The sequence below is a fragment of the Candidatus Hydrogenedens sp. genome, assembly GCA_035378955.1.
Lineage (GTDB): Bacteria > Hydrogenedentota > Hydrogenedentia > Hydrogenedentales > Hydrogenedentaceae > Hydrogenedens.
In genome coordinates, this window is the sequence record DAOSUS010000007.1 from 18668 (window position 1) to 43759 (window position 25092).

The window sequence follows — 25092 nt, forward strand, 5'->3', positions numbered from 1 at the left end:
CAGAAAAGGATGTAAAAATGAAAACAGAAAATTTTAGTAACAGTTCAAGACGGGAATTTATTAAAACAGTAGCCTTAGGAACAGGTGCAATTACCCTTTTGTCTCCCAGAGTTGTTTTTGGAAGTGAAACTAACGAAAAAATAAAATTGGGCTTGATAGGTTGTGGAGGTAGAGGTCGGTGGATAGCACATTTGTTTGAAAAAAATGCACCTTTTAAGATAACAGCAGTCCATGATGTGTTTCGTAAACGGGCTATGCGAGTAGCAGAGGAATGCCATGTTGCTGAATCAAATGTTTTTGTTGGATTGGATGGTTATAAACAACTATTAGAAACCGATATAGAAGCAGTTGCTATTGAAAGTCCACCGTATTTCCATCCTCAGCAGGTTCTATCGGCTATAGAAAAAGGGAAACATGTTTATTTAGCCAAACCTATTGCCGTAGATGTGCAGGGCTGCTTATCTTTGATAGATATTTCAAAAAAATATCAAGGCAAATTATGCATGCTGGTGGATTTTCAAACACGAAATTATGAGCTATTTAAAGAATGTGTAAAACGAATTCATGGCGGTATGATTGGTGACCCCGTTATTGGACAATGCTATTATTATTGCAGTAGATTAGGAAAACAAGCAGAACCAGGAACTCCTGGGGCAAGTTTGAAAAATTGGGTTTTTGATAAAGTTCTTTCAGGGGATATTATTGTTGAGCAAAATATCCATGTGATTGATATGGCGAATTGGTATTTGAAATCACATCCATTAAAAGCCTTTGGCACAGGTGGTAGAAAAGCACGAACGGATGTGGGTGATTGCTGGGACCATTTCTGCGTTCAATTTACATATCCCGATGATGTTATTGTTGATTTCAGTAGTGGTCAATTTACTTATGGTTATGATGATTTATGCATGCGACTTTATGGCTCTCTTGGAACAGCAGATACCCATTATGGAGGTATTGTGACTATTGAAGGAAAATCCGATAGTTGGGAAGGTGGAAAAAGTTCAGATATTTACGAAGCAGGTGCAGTAAATAATATCAAGGATTTCTATGAATCAATCAAGAGCGGTAAATATTTAAATAATCTTGAAGAATCTGCATATAGCAATTTGACGAGTATTTTGGGTAGGATGGCGGCTTATCAAAACCGAACTGTTACATGGGAGGAAATGATAAACTCAGGAGAAAAATTGGAGACACAAATAGAAATTTCGGAAGAAATAATTAATTCATAATTTAAGTCTAACAAACTTAGAAATTTAATCCCCTTGAAATTTTTCGAGGGGATTTTTTTGTAAAAAAATGGGAATAAAATATTTTAATAAAATTATTATTTTCGACTTGACAAAATGGATTCTAAGTGATATTATATAGTAATTAATTAGTAATTCTTTAATAATTTTGTGGAGTAAAATAGTGATAATATATCAGTCGGAATATCATGTCACTCTGGATGATAAGAACAGGATATTAATTCCTTCATCCTTAAAATCCATTATGTCTGATAATAACCATACGGTCTGGTATCTGACACGCGGATTTGAAAATAATCTTTTATTATTCCCTTCACAAATTTGGAAAGAGATAACGGATAAATTAGAGCAATTGCCAACATTAAATCCTAAGGCTCAACTTCTACGCCGTCGTTTTATTGGTGGGTCTGTTCAGGTTAGACCTGATGGACAATATCGCATAACATTACCGGCACCATTTCGCAATTGGGCAGAGATTTTGGATAATGCTGTAATAGCTGGTTGTGGTATGTATCTTGAAGTATGGAATGAAAAATTATGGGACGATTTCTTTAAAAACAATAATGTTCAAGCAGATATGAAAATTTTTATGGAGGAATTATTTCCACTAACAAATATAAATCAAAACCTATCACAATAGGAGCAAGTGGCTATGGACATGGAAAAACTTAATTATGGGCATGTAATCCTCTTCAGGATTTCCGGTAGTCTTGATGAGGAAAATGTGTGTGAACTGCGACTTGCCATCGCTGATTACATCAAGCATAGGAAAAGTTGTGTGGTATTGAACCTGCAAGATGTAGAGATGATGGACCAGGTTTCGGCAGGGTATTTATTAGAATGCCTTCAAATGGCAAGAAGAAAAGGTGGAGACCTAAAATTGGTCAAACCGAGCATCTTTATCGAGCAGTTATTCCGTTTTCTGGGTATATGGCATTATTTTGAAATATATGCAACTGAAACGGGTGCCGTTGACTCATTCAAATTAGCCGCATAAAATCAACAATTCTTTCCAGTAAATTTATTTACTGGAAATTTTTTAACTTATCATGTCAAGAATTTATGACCAATGAAACATATCATATTCCTGTAATGGCAAAGGAGGTAATAAATCTCCTCCAAGAGAGAGAGAAGGGTATTTTTGTTGATGCGACGATAGGTGCTGGTGGACATACTTCTTGCATTCTCGAAGCCCTCTCTCCCCGTATGGTTATCGGAATAGACAGAGACCCCAAAGCAATACAGATATGTTCTAAAAAATTTGAAAACGAGAAACGAGTAAAAATATATCATGCCAATTATGCAGATATGGATAAGGTAATTAATGTGTTAGGTGTTCAGGAAGTAGATGGAATTTTAATTGACGCAGGACTTTCCAGTTTTGCATTAGATGATGAAGAACGCGGATTTTCTTTTCAGAAAGATGGTCCTCTGGACATGCGTATGGATACAAATGAAAAGGAAACCCTCAGTGATTTTTTAGACCATACGGACGAACATGCTCTTGCAAAAACATTGAAAGAGTATGGAGATGTTGTAAAGCCATATCGTATTGCAAAAAAAATTATTATGCGTAGGAAAGAAGGAAAAATCAAAAAAATTTCAGATATAGTTCAAACTGTGTTGGAAGAATTTCCTCATGTTAATCGTATTCCCGATGAAGTCCGTAAGGTATTTCAAGCATTACGAATTGCAGTTAATAATGAATTATTTTTTCTGAGGAAAGGTTTATGGGCAGGATTGAAAATATTGGCTATAAACGGACGGTTTATAGTAATTAGTTTTCATTCCGGTGAAGATAGAATTGTAAAATCTGTGTTTCGTTTTGTATCACAGCCATTGCGGATTTTATCTCCAGAGGGTATTTTAAGAGAACAAATTTCTCCTGTCGCAAAAATTTTAACGCCAAAACCGTTGTCGCCTTCATCTGAAGAGACAAGAATGAACCCGAGAGCGAAAAGTGCAAGGTTAAGAGCCATTGAAAAAATTTCGGATACATATATTCAACATTATATTTCAAGAGAGAGGATAAATGAATGAGTAAAAAAGTTATACAAACACGAAAAGAGGCATTGTTTATCGGTTCGTTATACCTCATCCCTGTATTTATTGTATTTGGAGTGCTGGCAGTAGATTTATATATAAATGTCCAACGCTGGCATTATGACTATCTAACGATACAGGCAAAAAAGAATATTACACGATGGGTTAAAAATGAGAGGGGCTTTAAAGAACACGATAAATTAAGGGAAGTAAATAAGGATAACAAAAGCGAAGCCTCTGTAGAGACAATAAAAGATGAAAATGAACAAACAAAAGATACGAGTTCTACATCTTTTTTCTCAAAGCTAATCAAGAAAATAGGTTTTTTTGCAGAACCTAAAGAGCAAAATCAAACGCAAGAGGAAGAAACAGATACACAAAAAGAAGAGGATATAAACTATGGACTACAGGCGATGATGGCAGAAATAGAGGCGTTAAAAGTTGAAAAGGTAAAATTGGAAAACTTGCAGAATTTAACACGATTGGGATACCAGTTGGGCTTGGTTACTCCAAAACCCGAACAGGTAGTTCGGATAACATATAGTAAAGACGAACGAGATAAATTGGTGCAAACCGCATCTTCAGATATGTTATTTCCACAAAAACCTAAAAAGATAGAGATACCTTCTTATGAAATTAAATATGCAGAAGAAGAAAAAAGTTTTGAACAAAAGATAAAGAACTTAATGAACAAATTTGGAAATACTGTATATGATGAATTTCTGAGCGAAATTGTTCCCCCAGTCAGTGCACAATCGAAAAGCGGTGTTGTAGAAGAATCGAATGAAGGCAATGTTCCAAAAACGGATAAAAGTGAAAAGAATTTACAGTCGGATAAAAATAATGGCGACATAGACATTGATTCATCACTGGAGTTCTTAATAGAAAAACTGTAAGGGATAAGATGGTAAGCGATATATTCAAAAAATCGCCTTTTGATGTAGAAGAAAAAATTCCTCAAACAATCGAAATAAAACGATTGGCTATTTTGCAATTATGCTTGTTCCTTTTACTCTGTATAATTGTTGTCCGTCTTTTTATAGTATCTTTTTTCCCCAAGCAGATTGTTAAAGATTATGCTACCAAACATGATGGGAAAATAATGCGGGAAAATCCGCGAGGAATGATATATGATAGGTCACAAAATCCTTTAGCGTATTCTGTTCTAATGCCTTCGCTATTTTGTTCTCCTGCGGATATTTTATACCCGGACGAAATGGCAGAGAAAGTATCCAAAAAATTAGGATTGGATGTTGAATATATAAAAAAGAGAATGACACTTACAAACGATAAAGGCGATAAGTTAAAGTATGTATTACTCCGCCGAGGAATTGACGATATCCCAAAAGCAGAATTAGAGAATTTTGTTTCAGAAATTAATAAATGGCAGAAGGAACAATTAAAAAAATCCACAACCCCACAAGAAGAGAAAAAACAATCTTATAAAGAAATGTTGTTGTCCTATTTTAGTAAAAAACTGGATAAATCGGAAGATAATAGTAAACCTAAAGGAAATCCATTGTTTATAAATTATGAATGGTTTCGCCAATATCCTCATCATGATGTAGGCGGGAACATAATCGGCTTTGTAGCCATGAACAATGAAAATCGAGTAGGGGGCATAGATGGGATAGAAAAAGATTGGGATAAATATCTTTATGCAGACCCCACTGAGATTTCTGGGCGGAAAAATAGTTCGGGGAATATTCTTCCATCTACTTCGCACGAACAGAAAGGACAGTATCCGGGAGCCAATGTCCATCTTACAATAGACTTAGAAATCCAGCATGTTCTGGAAAAAGAATTAGACCGAAGGATTGAAGAGTGCAATGCGGTAGATGGAATGGGCATTATAATGGACCCTTTTAATGGGGCAATTCTGGCTATGGCTTCTCGTCCATCCTATGACCCTAATGTTCCGGAAACAAGGCAGGGTGATGCCCTAAAAAATAAAGTGTTATATGAACTTATAGAGCCAGGTTCCACCTTTAAAATTGTTACCGCCTCTGCGGGGATTGAAAAAGGAGGTATCGAGACAAATACGATTATTGATTGTGAAGGGGGGAGGTTCCAAGTCGGAAGGAAAGTTATCCGAGATGTCCATGGTATGGGGGCTGTGCCGTTCTGGAAATGTTTTGAACAATCCAGCAATGTGGCTATGGTAAAAGTGGGAAGAAGTGTAGGACTGGAAACTTTACGCGAATATGTAAAAAAATTTGGATTTGGAACAAAAACGCTCCAAGATATCTCTACAGAAAGAATAGGTGCTATTTCCACAAACAAAGCCGAGACAACTTTAAGTTCTATGTCCATTGGCTATGCCGTTATGGTTACTCCCATTCAACTTGCGAGGGCTTATGCCGTAATTGCTAATGGTGGATATTTGATAGAACCCTATATCGTGGATAAGGTAACTCTTCCAGATGGTGAGGTTTTGTATGAGCATAAAGCAGATAAACAACCCCAGGTAATAAAATCTGAAACTGCAGAAATTTTGAGGACCTTATGCCATCAGGTTGTATTAAAAGGAACAGGAAAATCAGCAAATATTCCGGGATATAAAGTTGGAGGAAAAACAGGAACGGCTCTTTTGGCAAAGTCTCAAAAAGAAGGTGGTGGATATGACCCAGATAAGATTATCTCCGTTTTTGCAGGTTTTGCTCCTATTTCACATCCAAAAGTTGTAGCCGTGATTGTGATTCGTTATCCCATGTCAAAGATTCGTTATGGTGGATATGTTTGTGGACCCGTATTCAGAAATGTTGTTTATTACACTTTGACCCGTCTAAAAGTTCCCCCAGACCCTACCTTTTCCAATGATTTGTTGAAACAAGAGGGATTTATTGCGGAAGAGAGTGTAGAAAAAGATAATGACTCCTTATATTTTGAGAATATAGACCCTCTATGGCTTCATGAGTTAATGGATGAAGATTCAACAGAAGTAAGCAAAACTATGTCCGCAGAAAACAAATCGGATAGGAGTAATAATAAGGAGAAGCAAAGCAAAACGGAAAAAAATGAATCTAAAAAACCTGTTTTTAACCCAATGTCTGAGGAAGAAATTATTAATATTGCAAAACAAACGGAAACTTTACCTGACCTTTCAGGATTAACAAAAATGAAAGTATTACATGTTTTAAATTCATTAAAAATAGACTATGAATGTCGTGGCTACGGAAGAGTTATATCTCAATACCCTGTAGCAGGAACTCCCTTAAAAGAAGTGGATATATGTTTGTTAGATTTTTCTGAAGATTTCCACTCCCCAAGGGAAATGGTTTCATTAAAAAAAGAGGAATAGGAAATGACCCTTAAAGAAATGGTAGAAAAGTGGAAATTAAAGTATTTTTCCTCTATTTCTGATGAAAACATTTTTGGGATAACCGAAGATTCACGAAGGGTTCAGAAAGGGTTCATATTTACAGCAATACCTGGGGAACATTCACAAGGTTGGAATTACATCCCGGAAGCCATAGATAAAGGAGCCATTGCAGTTATTGGCTTACCTCAGTTGCCCGAGGAATATCTAAATCTATTAAAAGAGAAAAATGTCCCTTATTTTGCTCATGAAAATCCGCGTTATATTTTAGGCGAAGTAGCACATTATCTTGCAGGAAACCCCACTCAATCAATGGTTGTAATAGGAATTACAGGGACAAATGGGAAAACAAGCACTACTTATTTAGTGGAAAGCATTTTGAAGGAAAAAGGAATTGTCGCGGCACGGTTTGGAACATTAGGCTATACTATCGGTGAACAAAGTATCGAAGCAGTTCACACAACCCCTTTCAATGAAGAACTGGTTTCCCTGTTTTCTAAAGCGAAAGATGCAGGTGTTACGCATGTGGTAATGGAAGTGAGTAGCCACTCTTTAGCCCAGGACCGTGTTGCAGGAATTCATTTTACAGTAGGGGCATTTACAAATCTTACACAGGACCATCTGGATTATCATAAAACAATGGAGGAATATCTTAAAGCAAAACTGAAACTGTTTGAAAGTTTAGAGGGAGGAAATGCCTTTGGTGTTATAAACAAATCCGACCCTAATGCAGACCAATTCATACAACATTGCAAATCAAGATATGTTACTTACGGTATGAAGGGAGATTATTGGGCAAGTGATATAGAAGTATCCATGAAAGATACACAATTTATCTTGCATACTCCAACCGGTGAAGGAGAAATAAAACTGTCTCTGATAGGCAAGCATAATGTTTTTAATGCGCTATGTGCTTCTGCTATTGCAGGAGAAATGGGCTTTTCTTTGAAAGAGATTCAAAAGGGGTTAAAAAATTTAAAATCTGTTCCGGGTCGTTTTGAATTAATTGAAGAAGGACAGGAATTTACCGTAGTGGTAGATTATGCACATACAGATGATGGTTTAAATCATGTGTTACAAACGGCAAGAAGTCTAACTCGCGGTAGAGTGATTGTGGTTTTTGGTTGTGGGGGAGACCGCGATAAAACAAAACGACCAAAGATGGGAGCAGTAGCAGGGAAGTGGGCAGACCTTATCATTTTAACTTCTGATAATCCACGAACAGAAGACCCGAAACGCATTTTATTGGATATTGAAGTAGGTGTCCAAAAGATGGGTAAACACAAAGGGGATGATTATTATGTTATCGAAAACAGAGAAGATGCTATACAGTTTGCTATTGACAAGGCAAAATCAAATGATATAGTAGTAATTGCGGGGAAAGGACATGAACCGTATCAGATTATTGGAACACAGAAATTGCCTTTTGATGATAGAGAAGTAGCACGTAAATTCCTGAAAGGAAAAATATAGATGCCCTGGAAATACTGCTTAAGAGATTTGGCAAAAGTTGTCGCTGGAAAATTACAAGGAGATGAACATATTGAATTTACCGGTGTTTCTATAGATACCCGAACTATTCAACCGGGAGATGTCTTCTTCGCTTTACCAGGAAACAGAGTGGATGGACACCAATTCGTTCCAGAAGCATTCAAGAAAGGAGCAGTGGCTGTTGTTGTATCGAAAGATAATGGTTTCCCTTCAATATGTGTGAGAGACACTTTACAGGCAATTCAAAAATTGGCTCGTTGGCATCGAACCAATATAAAATCTCAGGTTTTTGCCATTACAGGTTCCTGTGGTAAGACTACTACAAAAGAATTAATTTCAGCCGTTTTAGCAAAAAAGTATAAAGTGGTAGCATCCCGAGGGAATTATAACAATGAATTAGGTTGTCCACTTTCCTTATTACAAATGGATGAAGATACCGATTGGGGTGTAATAGAAATGGGTGCTGGCAAGGCAGGAGATATTGCTGAATTGTCTGCTATCGCATATCCGGATGAGTCTGTTATTACCACTATTGCTCCTGCACATATAGAAAGATTAGGAAATTTGGAGGGTATAGCAAGAGAAAAATCCAATATTGCCAAATGCCTTCCTCCCTGGGGATATTTCTATGTCAATATGGATAATCCCTATTGTGTTTCCATAGGAAACCGAATTATTGCTAATAGAATTTATTATGGTAAAAAAGGGGATGTAAGATTAAAATCTGTCCGTAAAATTTCGTTAGAAGAAATGGAGGTAGAGATAGAACCTGTTGGCAAATTAAGATTGCCTTTATGTTCTTCATCTTTACTATCAAACTTTTTGCTCGCTGTAGCAGTCTCATTGAAGCATAAAATACCTATAGACGAACAGACACTTGCAGAGGCATATTATAAAGCGGGAAGAATAAAAACCTATCAAGTTGGACATTTTACTATTATTGACGATAGTTATAATGCTAATCCTGCAAGTATGAAATCTGCATTAGAATATCTACAATTAACTGGTGTTGAAGGCTATCGGTGTGCCGTTTTGGGAGATATGCTTGAGTTGGGAGAGGAGAGTGAAAAATACCATTATTTATTGGGGAAACAAGTAGGAGAATGTGGTGTAGATGTTCTATTTCTATATGGGAATTATGCACAGGAAGTTCAGAGAGGTGCTTTCGAAGCAGGAGTAAAATCAGTGACAGTATGCTCAAATCATGACGAAATTGTAAACAAAATTATTGAAATGCTCCCTCCGCTAAGTCGAATATTGGTCAAAGGTTCTCGCGGAATGACAATGGAAAAGGTTATTCAGGGTTTGAAAGAGAAAATAATGAATGAATAGATATAATTGTTATATAATTTTATTTTTTTATGAAGGAGAAGGATTAATAGAGGTATAAATGCTATATTACATTGCCATTTTACTACTACCTTATTTCGGATTAATAAATGTTCTAACTTATCACACAGTTAGGGCTGGGGGGGCTGTTTTTACCTCCTTTTTAATAACTCTTGTAATAGGACCCTTTGTTATACACAAATTGCAAGAAATGAAAATTGGACAGTATATCAAAAAGGAATATGTTGCAGACTTACACCAACTTCATAAAGGAAAAGCAGGAACGCCTACCATGGGCGGTATTTTAATACTTATCGCAACTTTTGTTTCTCTTTTAATATGGGGTCGTCTTACCAATCGTTTTTTATGGCTTACAATGGGTGTTTTTTGTGCGCTGGGGATACTGGGTTTCTTAGATGATTACATTAAATTAAAACGAAAACATAATGATGGTTTACGGGCAAGAGATAAATTAATAGGACAAATCCTTACAGGAATCGTTTTTGGAGTTTATTTGTATTTCAATCCGATAACTCCCGGTGCTATTTATTTAAATCTATCGGATGTAAAAGACTGGACAAACTTAAAAAATCAATTAGTTCAAGGTTTAAATAAAAACGGAGATGAACAACTTGTTTATATTTGTTCACAAATTCCGTTGTCCTTAAAAGAACATTTGTTGCAATTAAATATGAAAAAGGAATTGGAAGTAGAAGAACAGTCATTACTTATTCGAAGTCTTAATCAGGTAATTGATAGGGACGAATGGCAGTATAATTCGTTATGGAATGGAAAAGAATTACGAACAGAAATTCAAACATATTTAAATAACAAAAATAAAAATAAGCCTTTTCAAAAACAGCGTCTGGCACGATTATTAATTGAGGATACTTTCAAAGACTCCTTTTATCTTTCTACCTCTTCGTTGCACACGAAAGTAGGAGTACCCGGATTCAAAAATCTTTTTATCCCCTTAGGGGTATTTTATATTTTATTTGTAGCCCTTATTGTAGTCAGTGTGTCCAATGCTGTAAATCTGACCGATGGATTGGATGGACTTGCCATAGGTTCTTCGATTATTTCTGTTATGGCATACGCCGGTATTGCGTATATTGTGAGCCGTGCAGATTGGAGTCGGTATCTTTTTCTTACTTATGTCCCCGAGGCAAGTGAATTGTTCGTATTTGGCTCTGCTTTGTTGGGCTCGGGTTTAGGTTTCCTATGGTATAATGGTCATCCAGCAGAGGTCTTTATGGGAGATACCGGGTCTTTATCTTTGGGAGGAGCCATAGCATCTCTTGCCGTCCTTACAAAACAAGAGTTATTACTTCCATTAGTGGCAGGTATTTTTGTCCTCGAAGCCGGGAGCGTTTTATTACAGGTAGCATCATTCAAACTTACAGGAAAAAGAATTTTCCGAATGGCTCCATTGCATCACCATTTTGAGTTGTTAGGTTGGACAGAGACAAAAGTTACACTCCGTTTCTGGATAATTGCTTTGTTGTTTGCACTTTTGAGTTTGGGAGCACTTAAACTGAGATGATTACCTCTAATTTCACACCTGAAAAAGTAAAGTTATTAAATCGCGTGCTAATTATTGGCGCTGGGAAATCCGGTCTGGCTTCCGTAAAGTTATTAAAAAAACAGGGAAAGGAAGTGATTATCAACGATATAAAGAAAGAAGGAGAAATCCCAGATGCTATCGAATTATTTAATAAATTAGGTATTGATTATGTTTTAGGGCAGCATCCCGAAAATTTGCTATCCAAAATAGATTTTATAATTGTCAGTCCGGGAGTTTCTCCTCAAATTCCATTATTAAAATTAGCAACAATGAACAATATCCCTGTTATTGGCGAATTCGAATATGCTTATTATTTTACACAGTCGCCTATAATTGCAGTAACAGGAACCAATGGGAAAACAACAGTTACTTCATGGATACATCACACCCTGAAAGAATTAGGTTTCAGTAGTGTTTTAGCAGGTAATAATGATACTCCATTGTCTGAAGTTATTGCCGAAAATATTCAAAAGGATTGGATTGTAGCAGAGTTAAGTAGTTATCAATTGGAATATTGTTATTATTTTCATCCTCATGTTGCGGTTGTTCTGAATGTTACTCCAGACCATATAACACGCCATCCTACCATGCAAGAATATGCAAATGTAAAAAGTAGGATATTTCATAATCAAGGTGAAAATGATTATGCCGTGATAAATAAAGATGATAAGTGGGTTTCTTCGATGAGTATTCCTCCATCTGTAAATAAATATTATTTTTCCCTTAATCAAAAAGTATCTCCTGGAGCATGGATTGAGATAAGAGATAAACGCTATATATGGTTCGATGAAACAATTTTGGATAGCGTTGACGGATTACCTTTGAAAGGCATGCATAATTTATCGAATGCCCTTGCGGTGTTGACTTCTGTAAATGTGGTATATAAACAGCCCGCACGAGTATTAAACGCAATGTCTTCTTTTAAAGGAGTTCCACATAGAATAGAATTTTTAGGAAGCAAAAATAATGTAGAATTTTACAATGATTCAAAATCCACAAATGTTGAAAGTCTCCGTGTTGCTCTGGAAAGTTTTCAACAACCCATTGTTTTAATTGCGGGCGGTCGAGGAAAAGGTTCCAGCTATTTGCCATTACGGTCTTTAATACAGGAAAAAGTCTATTTTTTAGTTACAATCGGTGAAGATGCAGAAAACATCGAAAAAGCGTTTTCTGATTTGGTGAGAACAGAAAGGGTTACCACTATGGAAGAGGCTGTTAAAGTAGCATGGAAAAATGCAATTCCCCAATCTGTTATTTTGTTATCGCCTGCATGTGCGAGCTTTGATATGTATTCTAACTATGAGGCTCGTGGGGACCATTTTCGAGAATGTGTGCAGAAATTATTAGCAGAGGAGTTATAAGAAATGCATAAGGATTCATCCGTAATAATTGTTATTACTGTGATTTTAGCCATACTGGGTATTTTAGTAGGGTATAGCGTTGAAGGTTTGAGAACTAATTTGCAATCTTTCCTGATAAAACAGTTTATTTTAATGTTTATTGGAGGAGGCTGTTTCATAGCCTTACTATTTTATGATTATCATAAACTTTTTAAACCCGTAAATTTATGGCTTTTGACTATTATTTGTTTTCTGGGGTTAATAGCCGTTTTATTTTTCGGAGAATTAAGAAATGGAGCTCGAAGATGGTTAAATATTTTTGGAGTTTTTTCTCTTCAGCCTTCCGAATTTGCAAAGATAGCCGTTTTAGTTACTATCGCATGGTATTTATCTCGTTTCTATAATATGTTAAAAGGATTCTATTTTGGGATACTATTTCCTATTTTGCTTGCATTAGTTTATTGTATGTTCATTGTATTAGAAAATGACCAGGGAACACCTACCGTAATTATGACTACGGTACTGTGTATGATGTTCGTTGCAGGAATACATAGAAAATATCTGTTGATAGGGGCAGGTATCTTTGGAGGTATATTTGCCTTTTTTGTAATATCGAAACCTCATCGAATTGACCGAATTATATATACTTGGTTTCCGGAATGGGACCCTTCTGGGAAAGGATGGCATATAATCCAATCGTTAGTTTCATTTTATCGCGGAAATTTATTAGGTGTAGGTATTGGCGCGGGAGAACAAAAATTGGATTACTTGCCCGAAGCACATCGTGATTTCCCATTTTCAATTATTGGTGAAGAAATGGGTATGTTAGGTGCCATACTCGTTGTAATTCTATTTTTATTATTAATTTACTATGGCTTTGAAATAGCCCGAAAATCTCCTGATTTGCAAGGTTCCCTTCTTGCTATGGGGATAACATGTATGATTGGAATTCAGGCAATTATAATGATGATGGTAAATATAGGAATTCTTCCTGTAAAGGGAATGTGTTTACCTCTAATAAGTAGCGGGGGGTCCTCTTTCATTGCAAATATGTTTATGTTGGGTTGCCTTGTAAACATCGGTTTTCAAGAGGTGCGAACAGAATCACCTTCTTATTGGAAGGCGTTTATTTTTTTAAATCTAAGTAATCCCATAAAGTAAGATACCAAGTATTATTTTATGTTAACTGAGGAATTGAATTATTTCTTACCCGAAGAAAGAATAGCCCAACATCCTGTTAAACCTCGTGATTCTGCCCGATTGTTAGTGGTAAATAGAAAAGATGCTTCTATTAAAGAGGATTTATTTCGTAATTTATACCGATATTTTAATCAAGGAGATGTCCTTGTCCTTAATGATACAAAAGTAATTCCTGCACGATTATTGGGATATAAAGAAAAAACAGGAGGGAAAGTAGAGGTTTTTTTACTAAAACAGATAAGTAAACAGGACTGGATAGCCCTTGTAAAACCTTCGGCAAAAGTGCCCATAGCAACGAGTGTTGTGCTTCACGATAAAATAAAAGTTGAGATTCGTGATTTTTTAGGTGAAGGGAAACGGATTGTACATTATCCGCAAGGGAATCTTTTATCAATCATTCATAAAATAGGTTTAGTCCCTCTTCCTCCCTATATTCGTAGAGAATCCCCAGAACCTGATGACCGCATTCGTTACCAGACGATCTATGCAAAGAAATCAGGTTCTGTTGCTGCACCAACTGCAGGCTTACACTATACGAATCGTGTATTTAAGAAACTAAAGGAAAAAGGAATTGATACTTGTTATATTACTCTTCATGTAGGTTATGGAACCTTTAAACCTATAACTACGGAGAGGGTAGAACAACATGTTGTAGATGCAGAAGATTTTGCTATCAGTGAAGAGACAGCAACTTTATTGAATAAGAAAAAAAGAGAAGGAAAAAGAATAATCGCAGTAGGAACAACGGTCACAAGAGTATTGGAAACTCAATATATTGAGGGAAAATTTCAAGCAGGTTTTGGATCTACAACAAAATTTATACATCCCCCTTACCATTTTCATGCTATAGATGTTTTACAGACGAATTTTCATCTTCCGCGCTCATCCTTGTTAGCATTGGTTTTTGCTTTTGCTGGCAAAGAATTGATTATGAAAGCGTATAATTATGCTATAGAAAACAATTTTCGTTTTTATTCTTATGGTGATACAATGTTAATTTTATAGTTTGAGGTTAATTCATGTTACAAATATCGAAGTATTTATATTTTGATTCTGCACATAAAAATGAACACAAAGGAGGAAAATATGCCCAGTTACATGGACATACCTTTTATGCAGAAATAATTGCTGAAGGGTCTTTACATCCCGATTATGGCTGGATAGTTGATTTTAGTGAAATAAAAAAAAGTATTGTTCCTATCATTAATATGTTAGACCATTCCTATTTAAATGAAATCAGTGGATTGGAAAAGGATACAACTATCCCCGCAATAGAAAATTGGTTTCGGGAACAACTTCAGGAAAAACCATGGTGGTTTAAAAGTATTCGTATTGGAATTATAGGAGACCTTGACTTTAAGCCTTGCAAACTCCCAGCCGAAAAAGACCTTCCTGAATTATGGCGTTTTTCTTTTGAATCTGCCCAATCCTTGCCCCAACTGCCCAATTCCCATCCCTGCCATCATTTACATGGACATAGTTATTTTGTGAAAGTAGCCTCAAAAGATATGAATAATCTCCCCTCTGTTTTAAGAAAAATATATGATTTATTAGACCATCGCTGGTTAAATGAGATTCCGGGACTGGAAAAAGCAACAAGTGAAATATTAACTCATTGGATTATCGAAAAACTTCACGAATTTAATCACCCGCCTGATATTGTTATCGTTCAGGAAACCCCTTCTTCTTACTGTATATGGCGAGATAAAAAATAAAGATTAATAAGGACTTTGTGAACTATTATTCTCTGTCCCAGTCGGATAAGTATCTTCAAATACTAAAATAGGTTGATTCTTAGTATTTCGCGATTCGTTGGCAGTGGTTATACGAATAGCGGCTTTATCTTGAAATACACAGGACCATTCACAGAAACCACAACCAATACACAGGTTAGGGTCAACTTCCGGTTGTTTTATTTTAACTACCCTGCCATCTCTCAGGGTTACATCTCTTTCCACAAGATAAATGGCTTTGGGGGAAAGTGGACAATGTTCTTCACATACAAGACACTCTCTTCCATAAGAGTAAGGAATACATCTACCCTTGTCGAATGTTGCCAATCCAATTTTTGTTTTTTGCTTTTCTAATAAAGGAATAGGCTGGATTGCTTGCGTTGGACATACCTGACCACACATATTGCAACTGTAAAGGCAATAACCTATTTTAGGCACGAGTTTAGGCGTCCATAGGGCTTCCCAACCTCCTTCTATTCCCGCAGGTTGTATTGCGTTTGTCGGACATACCCGCATACACGCTCCACACTGAATACATCGTTGCAAGAACTCTCGTTCGTTTCTTGACCCCGGAGGACGAATCAATGTTTCAGGAAAAGGCTGTCCTTGTTTTGATTGCGGAGCAACACGGAAACCTAACAACCCTACAGTACCGGTTGCCATTGCGGTTAAAACTGTTCTCCGTGGATAATCAAGTTTTCCCGTAGCGATTGCTTTTTTACCGGGAATCTGAAATTGAAATGAAATAGAGTCAGAACGGCATGAGGCTACACAATTCCAGCAAACAAAACATTCCGTTGGCAACCAATTCCCGCGTTGGTCAGGTTGGGCTCCTGCAGGGCATGCTTTACTACATTGCCGACAGTTAATACAAGTACTTTCATCATTTTTTAGACGCAATAAAGGTTTTTGAGAAATCAGCCCCAATAGCCCTCCTAACGGACACATATAACGACACCAGAAGCGGGGACGAACAAAATTCAGTCCTATTACAAGAAGTAGAGTAAAAGTAATAATTGTCCCTTCTGTATAAAAGGTTTTTTGAGACATTTTAAATACATGAGTTCGTAATTTTTGATAGATAGGTTCTGAAATTTTTGTAATAGGAAATCCCAATATTTTAGGGTCTTCTTTATAAAGGGCAGTGCTGGATTCTTCAATAGCTATATGAAATGCAGGAAATATCCCTGTTGATAGGGCTCGATAGAAAAAAGAAAATGGGTCAAAAATTCCAAACCAATGACCTCCAAACAGACTCATACCTAACATGGCAAAGAGAATAAAATATTTAACACGATGAGCCGAAGTCCGATTTTGATATTCCTTTTTCTTTTTTCCTGATTGGGCTAACCATGTAAAAAAAGTATGAAGAGTTCCAAAAGGGCAAAACCATCCGCAAAATACCCTACCTAAAAGAAAAGTAATTATTACAGTAGAAATGCAAAGCAAGGATAATCCTGCCAGTGTCCATGTAGATAAAAGTGTGAGCAAGAAAATAAGAGGGTCAAGATGGAAAAAGATTTTATAAATTCCTGTTGAATTACCCTCATCTAAAAAGTGTAAATTCCATGCCAGAATAATGAATAAGACAAAAAACACCAATTGACAAAAGCGCCTTATCCACTGCATCCAAGAACGAGGTTTTTTAAACTTCATGATTTTATACTACGATTTCCTGATACTTTAGTTTGTTTTTATAATCAATTTGACCCAAACCTGCTTCAAAAGCCTTTTTAACAGTTCCTATTTGATTCGGGTCGTGATTTAATATTTCACATCCGAAAGCATCTAACGCTACAATGTCTGTAGATATGGCAACAGTATTTACTCTTTTTACATCTTTTAGGTCTCCACCTTGAGGACCATTTGCAGTAAGGACACGGATAGCATCAAGAATAGAAACCTTGGGTTTCATATATGCGGTTATGTCTTTAATGCAGGTAGGCAAATCCTGATGAAACATTCTACGATTTTCAATTACACCCATATAATTTTTCATTGCAAGGGTTACTGTAGTAGAAGCATGATGTTTGGTAACAGGAACGCTAATTACAATATCTGATTCGATTATTTCGGGATATAGAGGTATCTTTTTTACTCGTTCTCCTCCTATTTCCATTTCTTTAAAGCGACTACGGTCTACATATACAAGTTCTGCTCCTGTTTCTTTTACAACGGCAGAGATACCACTGGTTACATAAGATTTAGTCGCATCGTTTACGGTATTATCACCTACTTTAACTGTTTTTGCTCCTGCATTAAAGCACAGTTCTATCAAAGCCCTTAACAAATCTGGATTTGTATTTGCAGATTGTTCAGGAGTTCTATCCCATGCTATATTGGGCTTAATCCAGACGACATCTCCTTTCTTAACGAAGCGTTCCATTCCGCCAATAGCCTCAGCGGCTTTTTTCAAAAGTTTTTCTGCAATTTCTCGGGTAGGTTCTTCAGGGACAGGGTCTCCTTTCCATTTACAAACGACCATGTCTAACGGAGAATTTGTAGTCTGTGCATTGCCCATAAAAGGCTGAAAGGCTAATGCTCCTGCACAACAACCTGTTTCAATCAAAAATTGTCTACGTGTCTTTTTTTTCATAATTCATTCTCCTAATCTTAGGTTTTAGCAGGCTATAGGATGTATTACATTATACTACATTTCAACGGTTATTTACTCCATATATTTAGACATATCTACATAGAAAAATAGTTTCGATATTACAAATCCTTGCTATGCATTCAATCTTCTTAAGAACCATTTTCCTAAATATTCAAAATCAATAGACATTTCTTTCCAGATATGAGGTGCATTTTTTTTGATTATTAATTCACAGTCCCATTGTAATGTTTTGATTTTTTTATAAAAATTCTCCGATTGCAAGAAAGGAACAATCATATCTTTTGTCCCATGAAATAACAATACCGAAGGTGGATTCTCAATTTTTTCCATTGGAAAATATATAGGAGAAAGTTCTCTTAAATTTGTTTCCAGTTCTGTCGGAGGTAAATTTAATTCTTCTTCAAGAAAAGTTTTTTTCTTGCAAGTCGGTTAAGAATTTCTTTTATATCAAAAGGCAGAGATGATAATGAATAAAACGACAACAAATCAGTTGGAGAACAAAACAGGGCGATTACAGGGACATGCTTATAAAAAGGCTTCTTCTCTGACGGTAAACTACCTATAAATTTGGGTTCCTGGAACAAAGCATTAATAGCTAAATGTCCACCTGCGGATATACCCATGATTCCTAATTGTTTTTTATGAATACCGAATTGCTCTGTATGAGATAGTATGTATTGAATTCCTGCTTGAACATTACGAATCATTTGCATACCATTAAAAATCTGTATGGAGCCGGGCGATAAAGCAAAAACACAATACCCCTGCTTACAAAGAACATCGTAAACACCCAATCCCATGTGTTGGATAAGTTGATGGCGGTCAGAAAACCAACCATTAGAAACAACATCAATTATTCCATAACCATTAGAATTCTCCAAAGGCTGGAATACATCCATAGTCAACCCGACGCCGTAAGCTTCTGCAAATACAACATGAGGTTGATGTTTATACAATCCAGAGGTTTTGGGTCTTATAGTTAACTTGCTTGCTGGGTTATATAATTCCTGAACAGGTCTTAATTTGATAGACGGTTTTTCTTCCGGGTTTCTTTCCATTTCCTATCATTCTTTATTAATAATCAATTAAGTATTTGTTCATGATAAAGATAGTTTATTAAAATATCTTTACTTTTTTATAATTTGATTAGAAATTAATAATAATGTTTACGAGTATCTCTTTTTCAATTTGTATAATTACCCTTTTTTATATTCAGGGACAGGTTCCTGTGGAAAGTCCTTTAACTACCCCTTTAATTGCTGAAATAACAGCAGACCATCCCTTATTTCTTTTTTCTTGCAATACCCAATCTTCAGAGATAGAAAAAATAAAAAATCAGTGGGATACTCTGGATAATAACTTAAAACCTTTCTCTGCCTTGTGGATAGATTTAGGTTCCAATATAGTAATAGACCCTGGCAAAACAGAAGATTTATTGAGTACCCTATTTCAGGATTTTAAGTGTCCCTTTGTTTTAAAAATACCGCAAATTATGAATAAGGAAACCCGTCCAGAATACCAGGAACTGGAGTCTCTTTTTGCCCGTTTTCCGAATATGCTTGGAGTGTCTATTCATGATTTCACATTAAATATGTATCCTTCCCCAAAATATGGGATTACCCCGGATTATTCTCATGTCTTATGGGTATCAAAACTCATACAGGTACTTGCTTCTTATGGCAGGTTCTTATATTGGTGTATGGATTCCATAGAGTGGGCTCATTTCTTTACAAATCCAGCAGGAGAACCTTTATTTAACACGGTTAAAAAATATGCTGAGTATGTAATCCCATCGTATCGTTATAACGGCGATTTTTCGATAGTTGGGCTGGGTGAGATGTTGGGGCTTTATACTTCCAATATTGTAAATCGTTTTGGAATTGTTTGTAGTTCTTCGTGGTATCACGACAATTTTATTATTGAACCTTGTTTGTTGGGAAAATCTCCAGAAGGTGCAATAAGTATTCATAGCCCAATTTATCGAGCAATGATATTAAATGGGATGCTTGCAGGGGCTGTGGTTTATGCAATTGAAGACGAAAATGCTTTATGGGGTGGGAAAGAACAAATTCACTGGGAAAAAGCAATACAACCAGCATTACGGGAACTTATCACCGTAAATTCCATACCTCAAAAAAATCTGATTTTGCAACGGGTAAATACAGGGTTACAATTATTCCCTTCCACAAATCCACTTGAGTTCCAACAAAACTTAAAAGAAATAGATTTACAAAGAAATGAAGGAAGAATGATTCAAGTTATTTATGGGGATACTTCACACGGTAAGTTGCCTGTCATTGTCCCTGAAAATGGAAGTTCTTATATTATTCCTATCTTGCCTTCTTTTTTGTCAAAAGAGGAAACAAATTTTCTCCCGAATATTGTTGGTTATAGACCTTCCCATCCCGAATGGACATGGACTCAGGTTTTATCCAATACTTCTCAACCTGTGGGAGAAGGAACTGCCTTTATTGCCAGTATAGGAAAAACTATTTTTGTGTTTAACTCAAACGAGTATGAAAATAATCAACAAACCTTCCAAATCACCAATTTGCCTGCACCTGTCCGAAAGTTTAGTGCAAATCGTAGTGCGGAAGGAGTTTTAATAAAATGGCCCTTTAGGGAAGGGGATATTTCATATCAGGTTTATCGCCGAATTCCTCCTGAAACTTCATTCCAGTTATTAGCTCGGGGTCTGGATACGAGAGAATGGAAAGATACATCTATATTGCCTCAACAAACCGTTACTTATTCTATAACAGCATTAACATCGGAACAAGAACCCTTTTCGGGAACTATAAATTATGGGGAATATTTTGTGTTTAGTTCAGTGGAAAGCCGAATTGTGGAAGAAGTTGTCCTTGCCCCGGAAACTTTTGCAGCGGAAAGTGTTCCTATTATGCAATCAACAGCTTTATTGAATGAACAGGCAAAATGTAATGACCCCGCAGATGGTTTAGAGTTGCCCCAAAAAGAGCAAGTAGATGCAATTAAAAAAACAATGGAACTATTTGAATCCGCATTTATTGGTAAAAATGTAGAGTCCATAGTAAATTTGTTTGACCCATCATGCAAAGATACTTTGGGAAGAGGTGTGGATTATATTCGGGCAGGACTGGAATTCTTTTTTAGTCAATGTCAATATCCTAAAGTTATCTGGCAAATTCGTAGATGGCTTTTTATTACAACTCCGGAAAATCAAACGCAGGTAAAGATGGTGGTCTTTTTACGCATGAAAGGATATAAGATTTCCGATAGTGCGGGTGTTAAAGGGAGTATCCCTGTCGAAATATTAGCAGGAATTGATGGCGAAACTACTTTTACATGGACTCTGCAAGATAATCAATGGAAAATAATTCAAATAGAACCCAATTTCCTGGAAATAAAGCAATTCAACACAAGTATTGGTTCCCCTTATTCCGAATAAAAATCAAATAATTTTCTTTACTAATTTTTCAATTTCTGTATATTTGATAAGTGAATTATAATCAAACAAGCAATTCATTGCTTTAGAAACTACCTCTACTCCATTTTCTGCTAAAACAGCAATTGGATTTAATCCTGCCAGAACAAGAATACCTGTTCTACCATAGGGAACGGACATATCCAGAAGGGGTTGATTCGGCGTTCCAAATGCAAGAATCCCTCCTAATAAACATTTCTCAACTTCTTTTGCCAATTCCTTTGCTTTGTTAAGAGAAACAGAGGGTATTTCACGGAAACTAACACCAATAACCCCATTTCCTGTTTTTGTTGCAGAGCCTACATTTGTCATTCGCCCTCGTATAAAGATTTCAAGCGGGTCTATTGTAGTTCCATCATAACTTATGATTTGAGTAAATCGTTTAGGTTCTCCCTGTTCTAATTCAACAAGTGAGCCAAAACGAGAAGTCATGGGAATTCCATGCCGAAGAAATATTCCATTCAGACTAACACTACAAATAGTTCCAATAGCTACATGGTTTTTAGGAACACGAAAAGAACCCAATGTTTGTTCTTCATCAGCGATGGTTAATAATTTTCCCATGCCCAGATTTTTTTCATAAACTTGATAGATTTTATTAATATATTTGGATAGATATTCTTTTTTTAGATAACTAATGTTTAATATTATTTTCCCCTGTTTTTTACTTAAGTCAAAATCCATACGAAACGCCAAATCTTCCACTTTGGAAGAAACAAAACCTACTTTATCTACCACGAGTTCCGTTTCTAATTCTTCTCTACCCCGATTGGTAATTCTTCTCCCTTTTCTTCCTAAATTCTCCGTCCAACCCATGCTATCAGTTAGTATCAAATAATCGCGGATAGCACGGTCTGTTAATTCAATCCCTGATAATCGTAATATTTCAGAGATTCGTTCGCTACCAATAGATTCTTCACTATTTGCTAAAACATGAAGAATCGCCTGAAGTTGCCTTTTTATTTTTATGTCACGAAAACTTTTCATAATAATCTCCCAAAAACTAAAAGCGGAAATATTTCCGTTTCTTTATTTGTATCAAATATCGCATAAAAAAGAACTAATTATCAAATTATATGAATTTAACAACTTATAATATAATTTGCAAACACTAAATTATTTGTATTATAGTATTGCAATCGGAAGTGTGATTCCGTATAACTTAATGTATATTTTCCAATAACAAAAACATTTACATAAGGAGCATATCAAATGTCATACATTGATGATGTAATGGAACTTGTATTAAAAAGAAACCCTGCTGAACCTGAATTTCATCAAGCGGTGAAAGAAGTATTAGATTCTATTAAACCAGCAGTAGATAGACATCCGGAATTTAAAGAAAATAGGATTTTAGAAAGGCTGGTTGAACCTGAACGAGTTATTATGTTTCGGGTTCCATGGATTGATGATAAAGGGAAGGTTCAGGTAAATCGTGGATTCCGTATTCAATTTAACAGTGCCATCGGTCCCTATAAAGGAGGATTAAGATTCCACCCGACAGTTTATCTGGGCATACTGAAATTCTTGGCTTTTGAACAAATCTTTAAGAACGCTTTAACAACGCTACCCATGGGTGGAGGAAAAGGCGGCTCGGACTTTGACCCCAAAGGGAAGTCGGATAATGAAGTAATGCGTTTTTGCCAATCCTTTATGAACGAATTATTCCGTCACATTGGACCGGATACAGACGTTCCCGCAGGAGATATAGGTGTTGGTGGTAGGGAAATAGGATATTTATTTGGACAATATAAGAAACTTAGAAATGAATTTACAGGTGTATTAACAGGAAAAGTCCTCAATTGGGGTGGCTCATTAATTCGTCCAGAAGCCACAAGTTATGGTTGTGTATACTTTGCTCAAAATATGCTTAAAACACGCGGAGATAGTATAGAAGGTAAAACATGTTTAGTATCGGGTTCCGGGAATGTTGCTCAATATACAGTTGAAAAATTAAATCAATTAGGAGCAAAAGCCATTACTCTCTCTGATTCAGATGGAACTATTTATGACCCTGCTGGAATTGATGCGGAAAAATTGGCATTCGTTCTGGAACTCAAAAATGTTCGTCGTGGAAGAATAAAGGAATATGCAGATAAGTTCAAAGGTGTTCAATATTTCCCAGGTAAAAAGCCGTGGAAAGTTGCTAAATGCGATTGTGCTTTCCCGAGTGCAACCCAAAATGAAATAGATGCCGATGACGCTCAAGCATTAGTTAAAAATGGATGTTTCCTTGTTGCTGAAGGTGCCAATATGCCATCCACTCCCGCCGCGGTTGATATTTTCCATGAAAATGGCGTTCTGTTTGCCCCTGGTAAAGCGGCAAATGCAGGTGGAGTGGCTGTTTCTGGTTTGGAAATGGCACAGAATGCACAGCATACAAATTGGACTCGTGAAGAAGTAGATAGGCGTTTGCAGGAAATTATGAATGCAATACATCAACAGGCTTATGAAACTGCCGATGAATATGGCTATCCCGGTAATTATGTAATAGGTGCGAACATCGCAGGTTTTATGAAAGTAGCTACTTCCATGTTAGACCAGGGCGTTGTTTAATTCCCATTTATTGTAGGTAACTTACTATATGTTAATAAAAATCAGGGGCGTAATTCATATACGCCCCTGATAATTTTAAATAATGTGTTGTATTAACTAAAAAGGTTTGTCCTCGTCTTCCTCATCGTTATCTAAATCTTCTCCATGTTCCCCTTCATGTTCATCACTGTCTTCAACCTGGAATTCAATTTCACGACTTGCCGTATCCATAACCTCTTCTGCTACAAAGATAGGACATCCAATCCGTAAAGCAATAGCAATGCTATCACTCGGGCGAGCATCAATTTTTAATATTTGTTCTATTTGTCCTTCCGCATTCTTCTGTTCAATATTCATGTGAGCAAAAAAGGTGTCATTTTCTAACTTGTATATAGTTACCGATTGTAATCGTGCTTTCAGACCCGCAAGTAAATTGCAAATCAAATCATGAGTTAAAGGACGGACAGGTTTCTCTCCCATTTGTGCCATTTGAATAGAAACGGCTTCAGGAATTCCTACCAGAATAGGTAAAATTCTACCATCGGATTCTAATAAAACCAAAGCCCCACCGGAGTCATTGGGCGTTTTCGTTACCGCGAGTAATTTAACTTCTATCATCAAATTATCCTTTTCAAATTAGAATGTTTGTCTTTTCATTATAACATGTATCTTATCCATTTTTTATCAATATTTTTTCCTTTTTATTTAAAATCCGTGATTATGGTAGATAATAAATTTACTTGGATTTTTGACGAATTTCCTGAAAAAATTTTGTAAGAAGTGAGCCACATTCATTGGCACAAATACCAGACACAACAGTAGGTTGATGATTAAATCGAGTATCTGAAAGAAGATTCATCAAGGTTCCACAACAACCTGCTTTAGGGTCCATGGCGCCAAAATATACTTCTGGAATTCGGGATAATATAATAGCCCCTGCACACATAGGGCAGGGTTCTAATGTTACATACATTTTTGTATTTTCCAAACGCCAACTTCCCAATGCGGAAGAAGCAGAAGTGATGGCTAACATTTCTGCATGGGCTGTAGGGTCCTGCAACTTTTCCCTTTGATTATATCCGCGGGCTATAATCGAATTGTTATATACAATAACGCAACCAACCGGAACTTCTCCCTGTTCGTATGCTTTCTGTGCTTCTGATAGAGCCTGTCGCATATAATATTCGTGAGATATATGGAACATA

General features: G+C 36.3%; 22 protein-coding genes. 15 read left to right on the top strand and 7 right to left on the bottom strand.

Annotated features, from left to right (window positions below):
- The first annotated feature begins 17 nt into the window (after window positions 1-17).
- The 13 genes from PLA12_02810 to PLA12_02870 all read left to right on the top strand — a co-directional run bounded on the left by PLA12_02810 (window position 18) and on the right by PLA12_02870 (window position 15254).
- A complete protein-coding gene (locus tag PLA12_02810; protein HOQ31422.1) occupies window positions 18-1235 on the top strand; it encodes a Gfo/Idh/MocA family oxidoreductase in 1218 nt (405 codons plus the stop codon).
- A gap of 181 nt (window positions 1236-1416) precedes the next feature.
- Window positions 1417-1893: a hypothetical protein gene (locus PLA12_02815; protein HOQ31423.1), complete on the top strand. Its 477-nt coding sequence runs from the start codon at window positions 1417-1419 to the stop codon at window positions 1891-1893.
- 12 nt (window positions 1894-1905) lie between these two features.
- Window positions 1906-2250, top strand: a complete 345-nt coding sequence (locus tag PLA12_02820; protein HOQ31424.1) for an STAS domain-containing protein — start codon at window positions 1906-1908, stop codon at window positions 2248-2250.
- A 65-nt stretch (window positions 2251-2315) separates the two neighbouring features.
- Window positions 2316-3293, top strand: a complete 978-nt coding sequence (gene rsmH / locus PLA12_02825; protein ID HOQ31425.1) for a 16S rRNA (cytosine(1402)-N(4))-methyltransferase RsmH — start codon at window positions 2316-2318, stop codon at window positions 3291-3293.
- Window positions 3290-4192 carry a hypothetical protein gene (locus PLA12_02830; GenBank protein ID HOQ31426.1) on the top strand — a complete coding sequence of 301 codons (903 nt, stop codon included), beginning with the start codon at window positions 3290-3292 and terminating at the stop codon, window positions 4190-4192. The genes rsmH and PLA12_02830 overlap by 4 nt, the downstream gene beginning before the upstream one ends.
- Window positions 4193-4200: 8 nt before the next feature.
- Window positions 4201-6597 carry a penicillin-binding protein gene (locus PLA12_02835; protein HOQ31427.1) on the top strand — a complete coding sequence of 799 codons (2397 nt, stop codon included), beginning with the start codon at window positions 4201-4203 and terminating at the stop codon, window positions 6595-6597.
- A gap of 3 nt (window positions 6598-6600) precedes the next feature.
- Entirely contained in the window at window positions 6601-8088 is a 1488-nt protein-coding gene (locus PLA12_02840; GenBank protein HOQ31428.1) for a UDP-N-acetylmuramoyl-L-alanyl-D-glutamate--2,6-diaminopimelate ligase, read from the top strand.
- On the top strand, window positions 8089-9438 hold the full coding sequence (murF, locus tag PLA12_02845; GenBank protein ID HOQ31429.1) for a UDP-N-acetylmuramoyl-tripeptide--D-alanyl-D-alanine ligase: 1350 nt from the start codon (window positions 8089-8091) through the stop codon (window positions 9436-9438).
- Window positions 9439-9496: 58 nt separating this feature from the next.
- Window positions 9497-10978 (top strand): phospho-N-acetylmuramoyl-pentapeptide-transferase, encoded by a 1482-nt coding sequence (mraY, locus tag PLA12_02850; protein HOQ31430.1) that lies wholly within the window; start codon window positions 9497-9499, stop codon window positions 10976-10978.
- Window positions 10975-12360: a UDP-N-acetylmuramoyl-L-alanine--D-glutamate ligase gene (gene murD / locus PLA12_02855; GenBank protein ID HOQ31431.1), complete on the top strand. Its 1386-nt coding sequence runs from the start codon at window positions 10975-10977 to the stop codon at window positions 12358-12360. The genes mraY and murD overlap by 4 nt, the downstream gene beginning before the upstream one ends.
- A 3-nt stretch (window positions 12361-12363) precedes the next feature.
- A complete protein-coding gene (locus PLA12_02860; GenBank protein HOQ31432.1) occupies window positions 12364-13500 on the top strand; it encodes a putative peptidoglycan glycosyltransferase FtsW in 1137 nt (378 codons plus the stop codon).
- A gap of 18 nt (window positions 13501-13518) precedes the next feature.
- Window positions 13519-14544 carry a tRNA preQ1(34) S-adenosylmethionine ribosyltransferase-isomerase QueA gene (gene queA / locus PLA12_02865; protein ID HOQ31433.1) on the top strand — a complete coding sequence of 342 codons (1026 nt, stop codon included), beginning with the start codon at window positions 13519-13521 and terminating at the stop codon, window positions 14542-14544.
- 14 nt (window positions 14545-14558) lie between these two features.
- On the top strand, window positions 14559-15254 hold the full coding sequence (locus tag PLA12_02870) for a 6-carboxytetrahydropterin synthase (GenBank protein HOQ31434.1): 696 nt from the start codon (window positions 14559-14561) through the stop codon (window positions 15252-15254).
- Between the two features lie 3 nt (window positions 15255-15257).
- Here PLA12_02870 and PLA12_02875 read toward each other — a convergent pair whose 3' ends face one another.
- The 4 genes from PLA12_02875 to PLA12_02890 all read right to left on the bottom strand — a co-directional run bounded on the left by PLA12_02875 (window position 15258) and on the right by PLA12_02890 (window position 18947).
- A complete protein-coding gene (locus PLA12_02875; GenBank protein HOQ31435.1) occupies window positions 15258-16928 on the bottom strand; it encodes a 4Fe-4S binding protein in 1671 nt (556 codons plus the stop codon).
- 4 nt (window positions 16929-16932) lie between these two features.
- A complete protein-coding gene (locus tag PLA12_02880; GenBank protein HOQ31436.1) occupies window positions 16933-17868 on the bottom strand; it encodes a DUF362 domain-containing protein in 936 nt (311 codons plus the stop codon).
- 132 nt (window positions 17869-18000) lie between these two features.
- Window positions 18001-18261 carry a prolyl oligopeptidase family serine peptidase gene (locus PLA12_02885; protein ID HOQ31437.1) on the bottom strand — a complete coding sequence of 87 codons (261 nt, stop codon included), beginning with the start codon at window positions 18259-18261 and terminating at the stop codon, window positions 18001-18003.
- Window positions 18262-18278: 17 nt separating this feature from the next.
- Complete coding sequence (locus PLA12_02890) at window positions 18279-18947, bottom strand: hypothetical protein (protein ID HOQ31438.1); 669 nt, start codon at window positions 18945-18947, stop codon at window positions 18279-18281.
- A gap of 170 nt (window positions 18948-19117) precedes the next feature.
- Here PLA12_02890 and PLA12_02895 point away from each other — a divergent pair, with 170 nt between their 5' ends.
- Window positions 19118-21316: a hypothetical protein gene (locus tag PLA12_02895; protein HOQ31439.1), complete on the top strand. Its 2199-nt coding sequence runs from the start codon at window positions 19118-19120 to the stop codon at window positions 21314-21316.
- Between the two features lie 3 nt (window positions 21317-21319).
- Here PLA12_02895 and PLA12_02900 read toward each other — a convergent pair whose 3' ends face one another.
- Window positions 21320-22339, bottom strand: coding sequence for an NrpR regulatory domain-containing protein (locus tag PLA12_02900; protein HOQ31440.1), 1020 nt, complete (start codon window positions 22337-22339; stop codon window positions 21320-21322).
- 225 nt (window positions 22340-22564) lie between these two features.
- On the opposite strand from PLA12_02900, the gene gdhA reads away from it, so the two are divergent.
- On the top strand, window positions 22565-23908 hold the full coding sequence (gene gdhA, locus PLA12_02905) for an NADP-specific glutamate dehydrogenase (protein ID HOQ31441.1): 1344 nt from the start codon (window positions 22565-22567) through the stop codon (window positions 23906-23908).
- Window positions 23909-24004: 96 nt separating this feature from the next.
- Here the strand turns inward: gdhA and PLA12_02910 are convergent, their stop codons facing one another.
- Together PLA12_02910 and tadA are read right to left on the bottom strand one after the other, a co-directional pair.
- The gene (locus PLA12_02910; protein ID HOQ31442.1) at window positions 24005-24505 is read right to left on the bottom strand and encodes a bifunctional nuclease family protein; all 501 of its coding nucleotides are present in this window, start codon (window positions 24503-24505) and stop codon (window positions 24005-24007) included.
- A gap of 118 nt (window positions 24506-24623) precedes the next feature.
- On the bottom strand, window positions 24624-25091 hold the full coding sequence (gene tadA / locus PLA12_02915) for a tRNA adenosine(34) deaminase TadA (GenBank protein HOQ31443.1): 468 nt from the start codon (window positions 25089-25091) through the stop codon (window positions 24624-24626).
- Window position 25092: the final 1 nt, after the last annotated feature.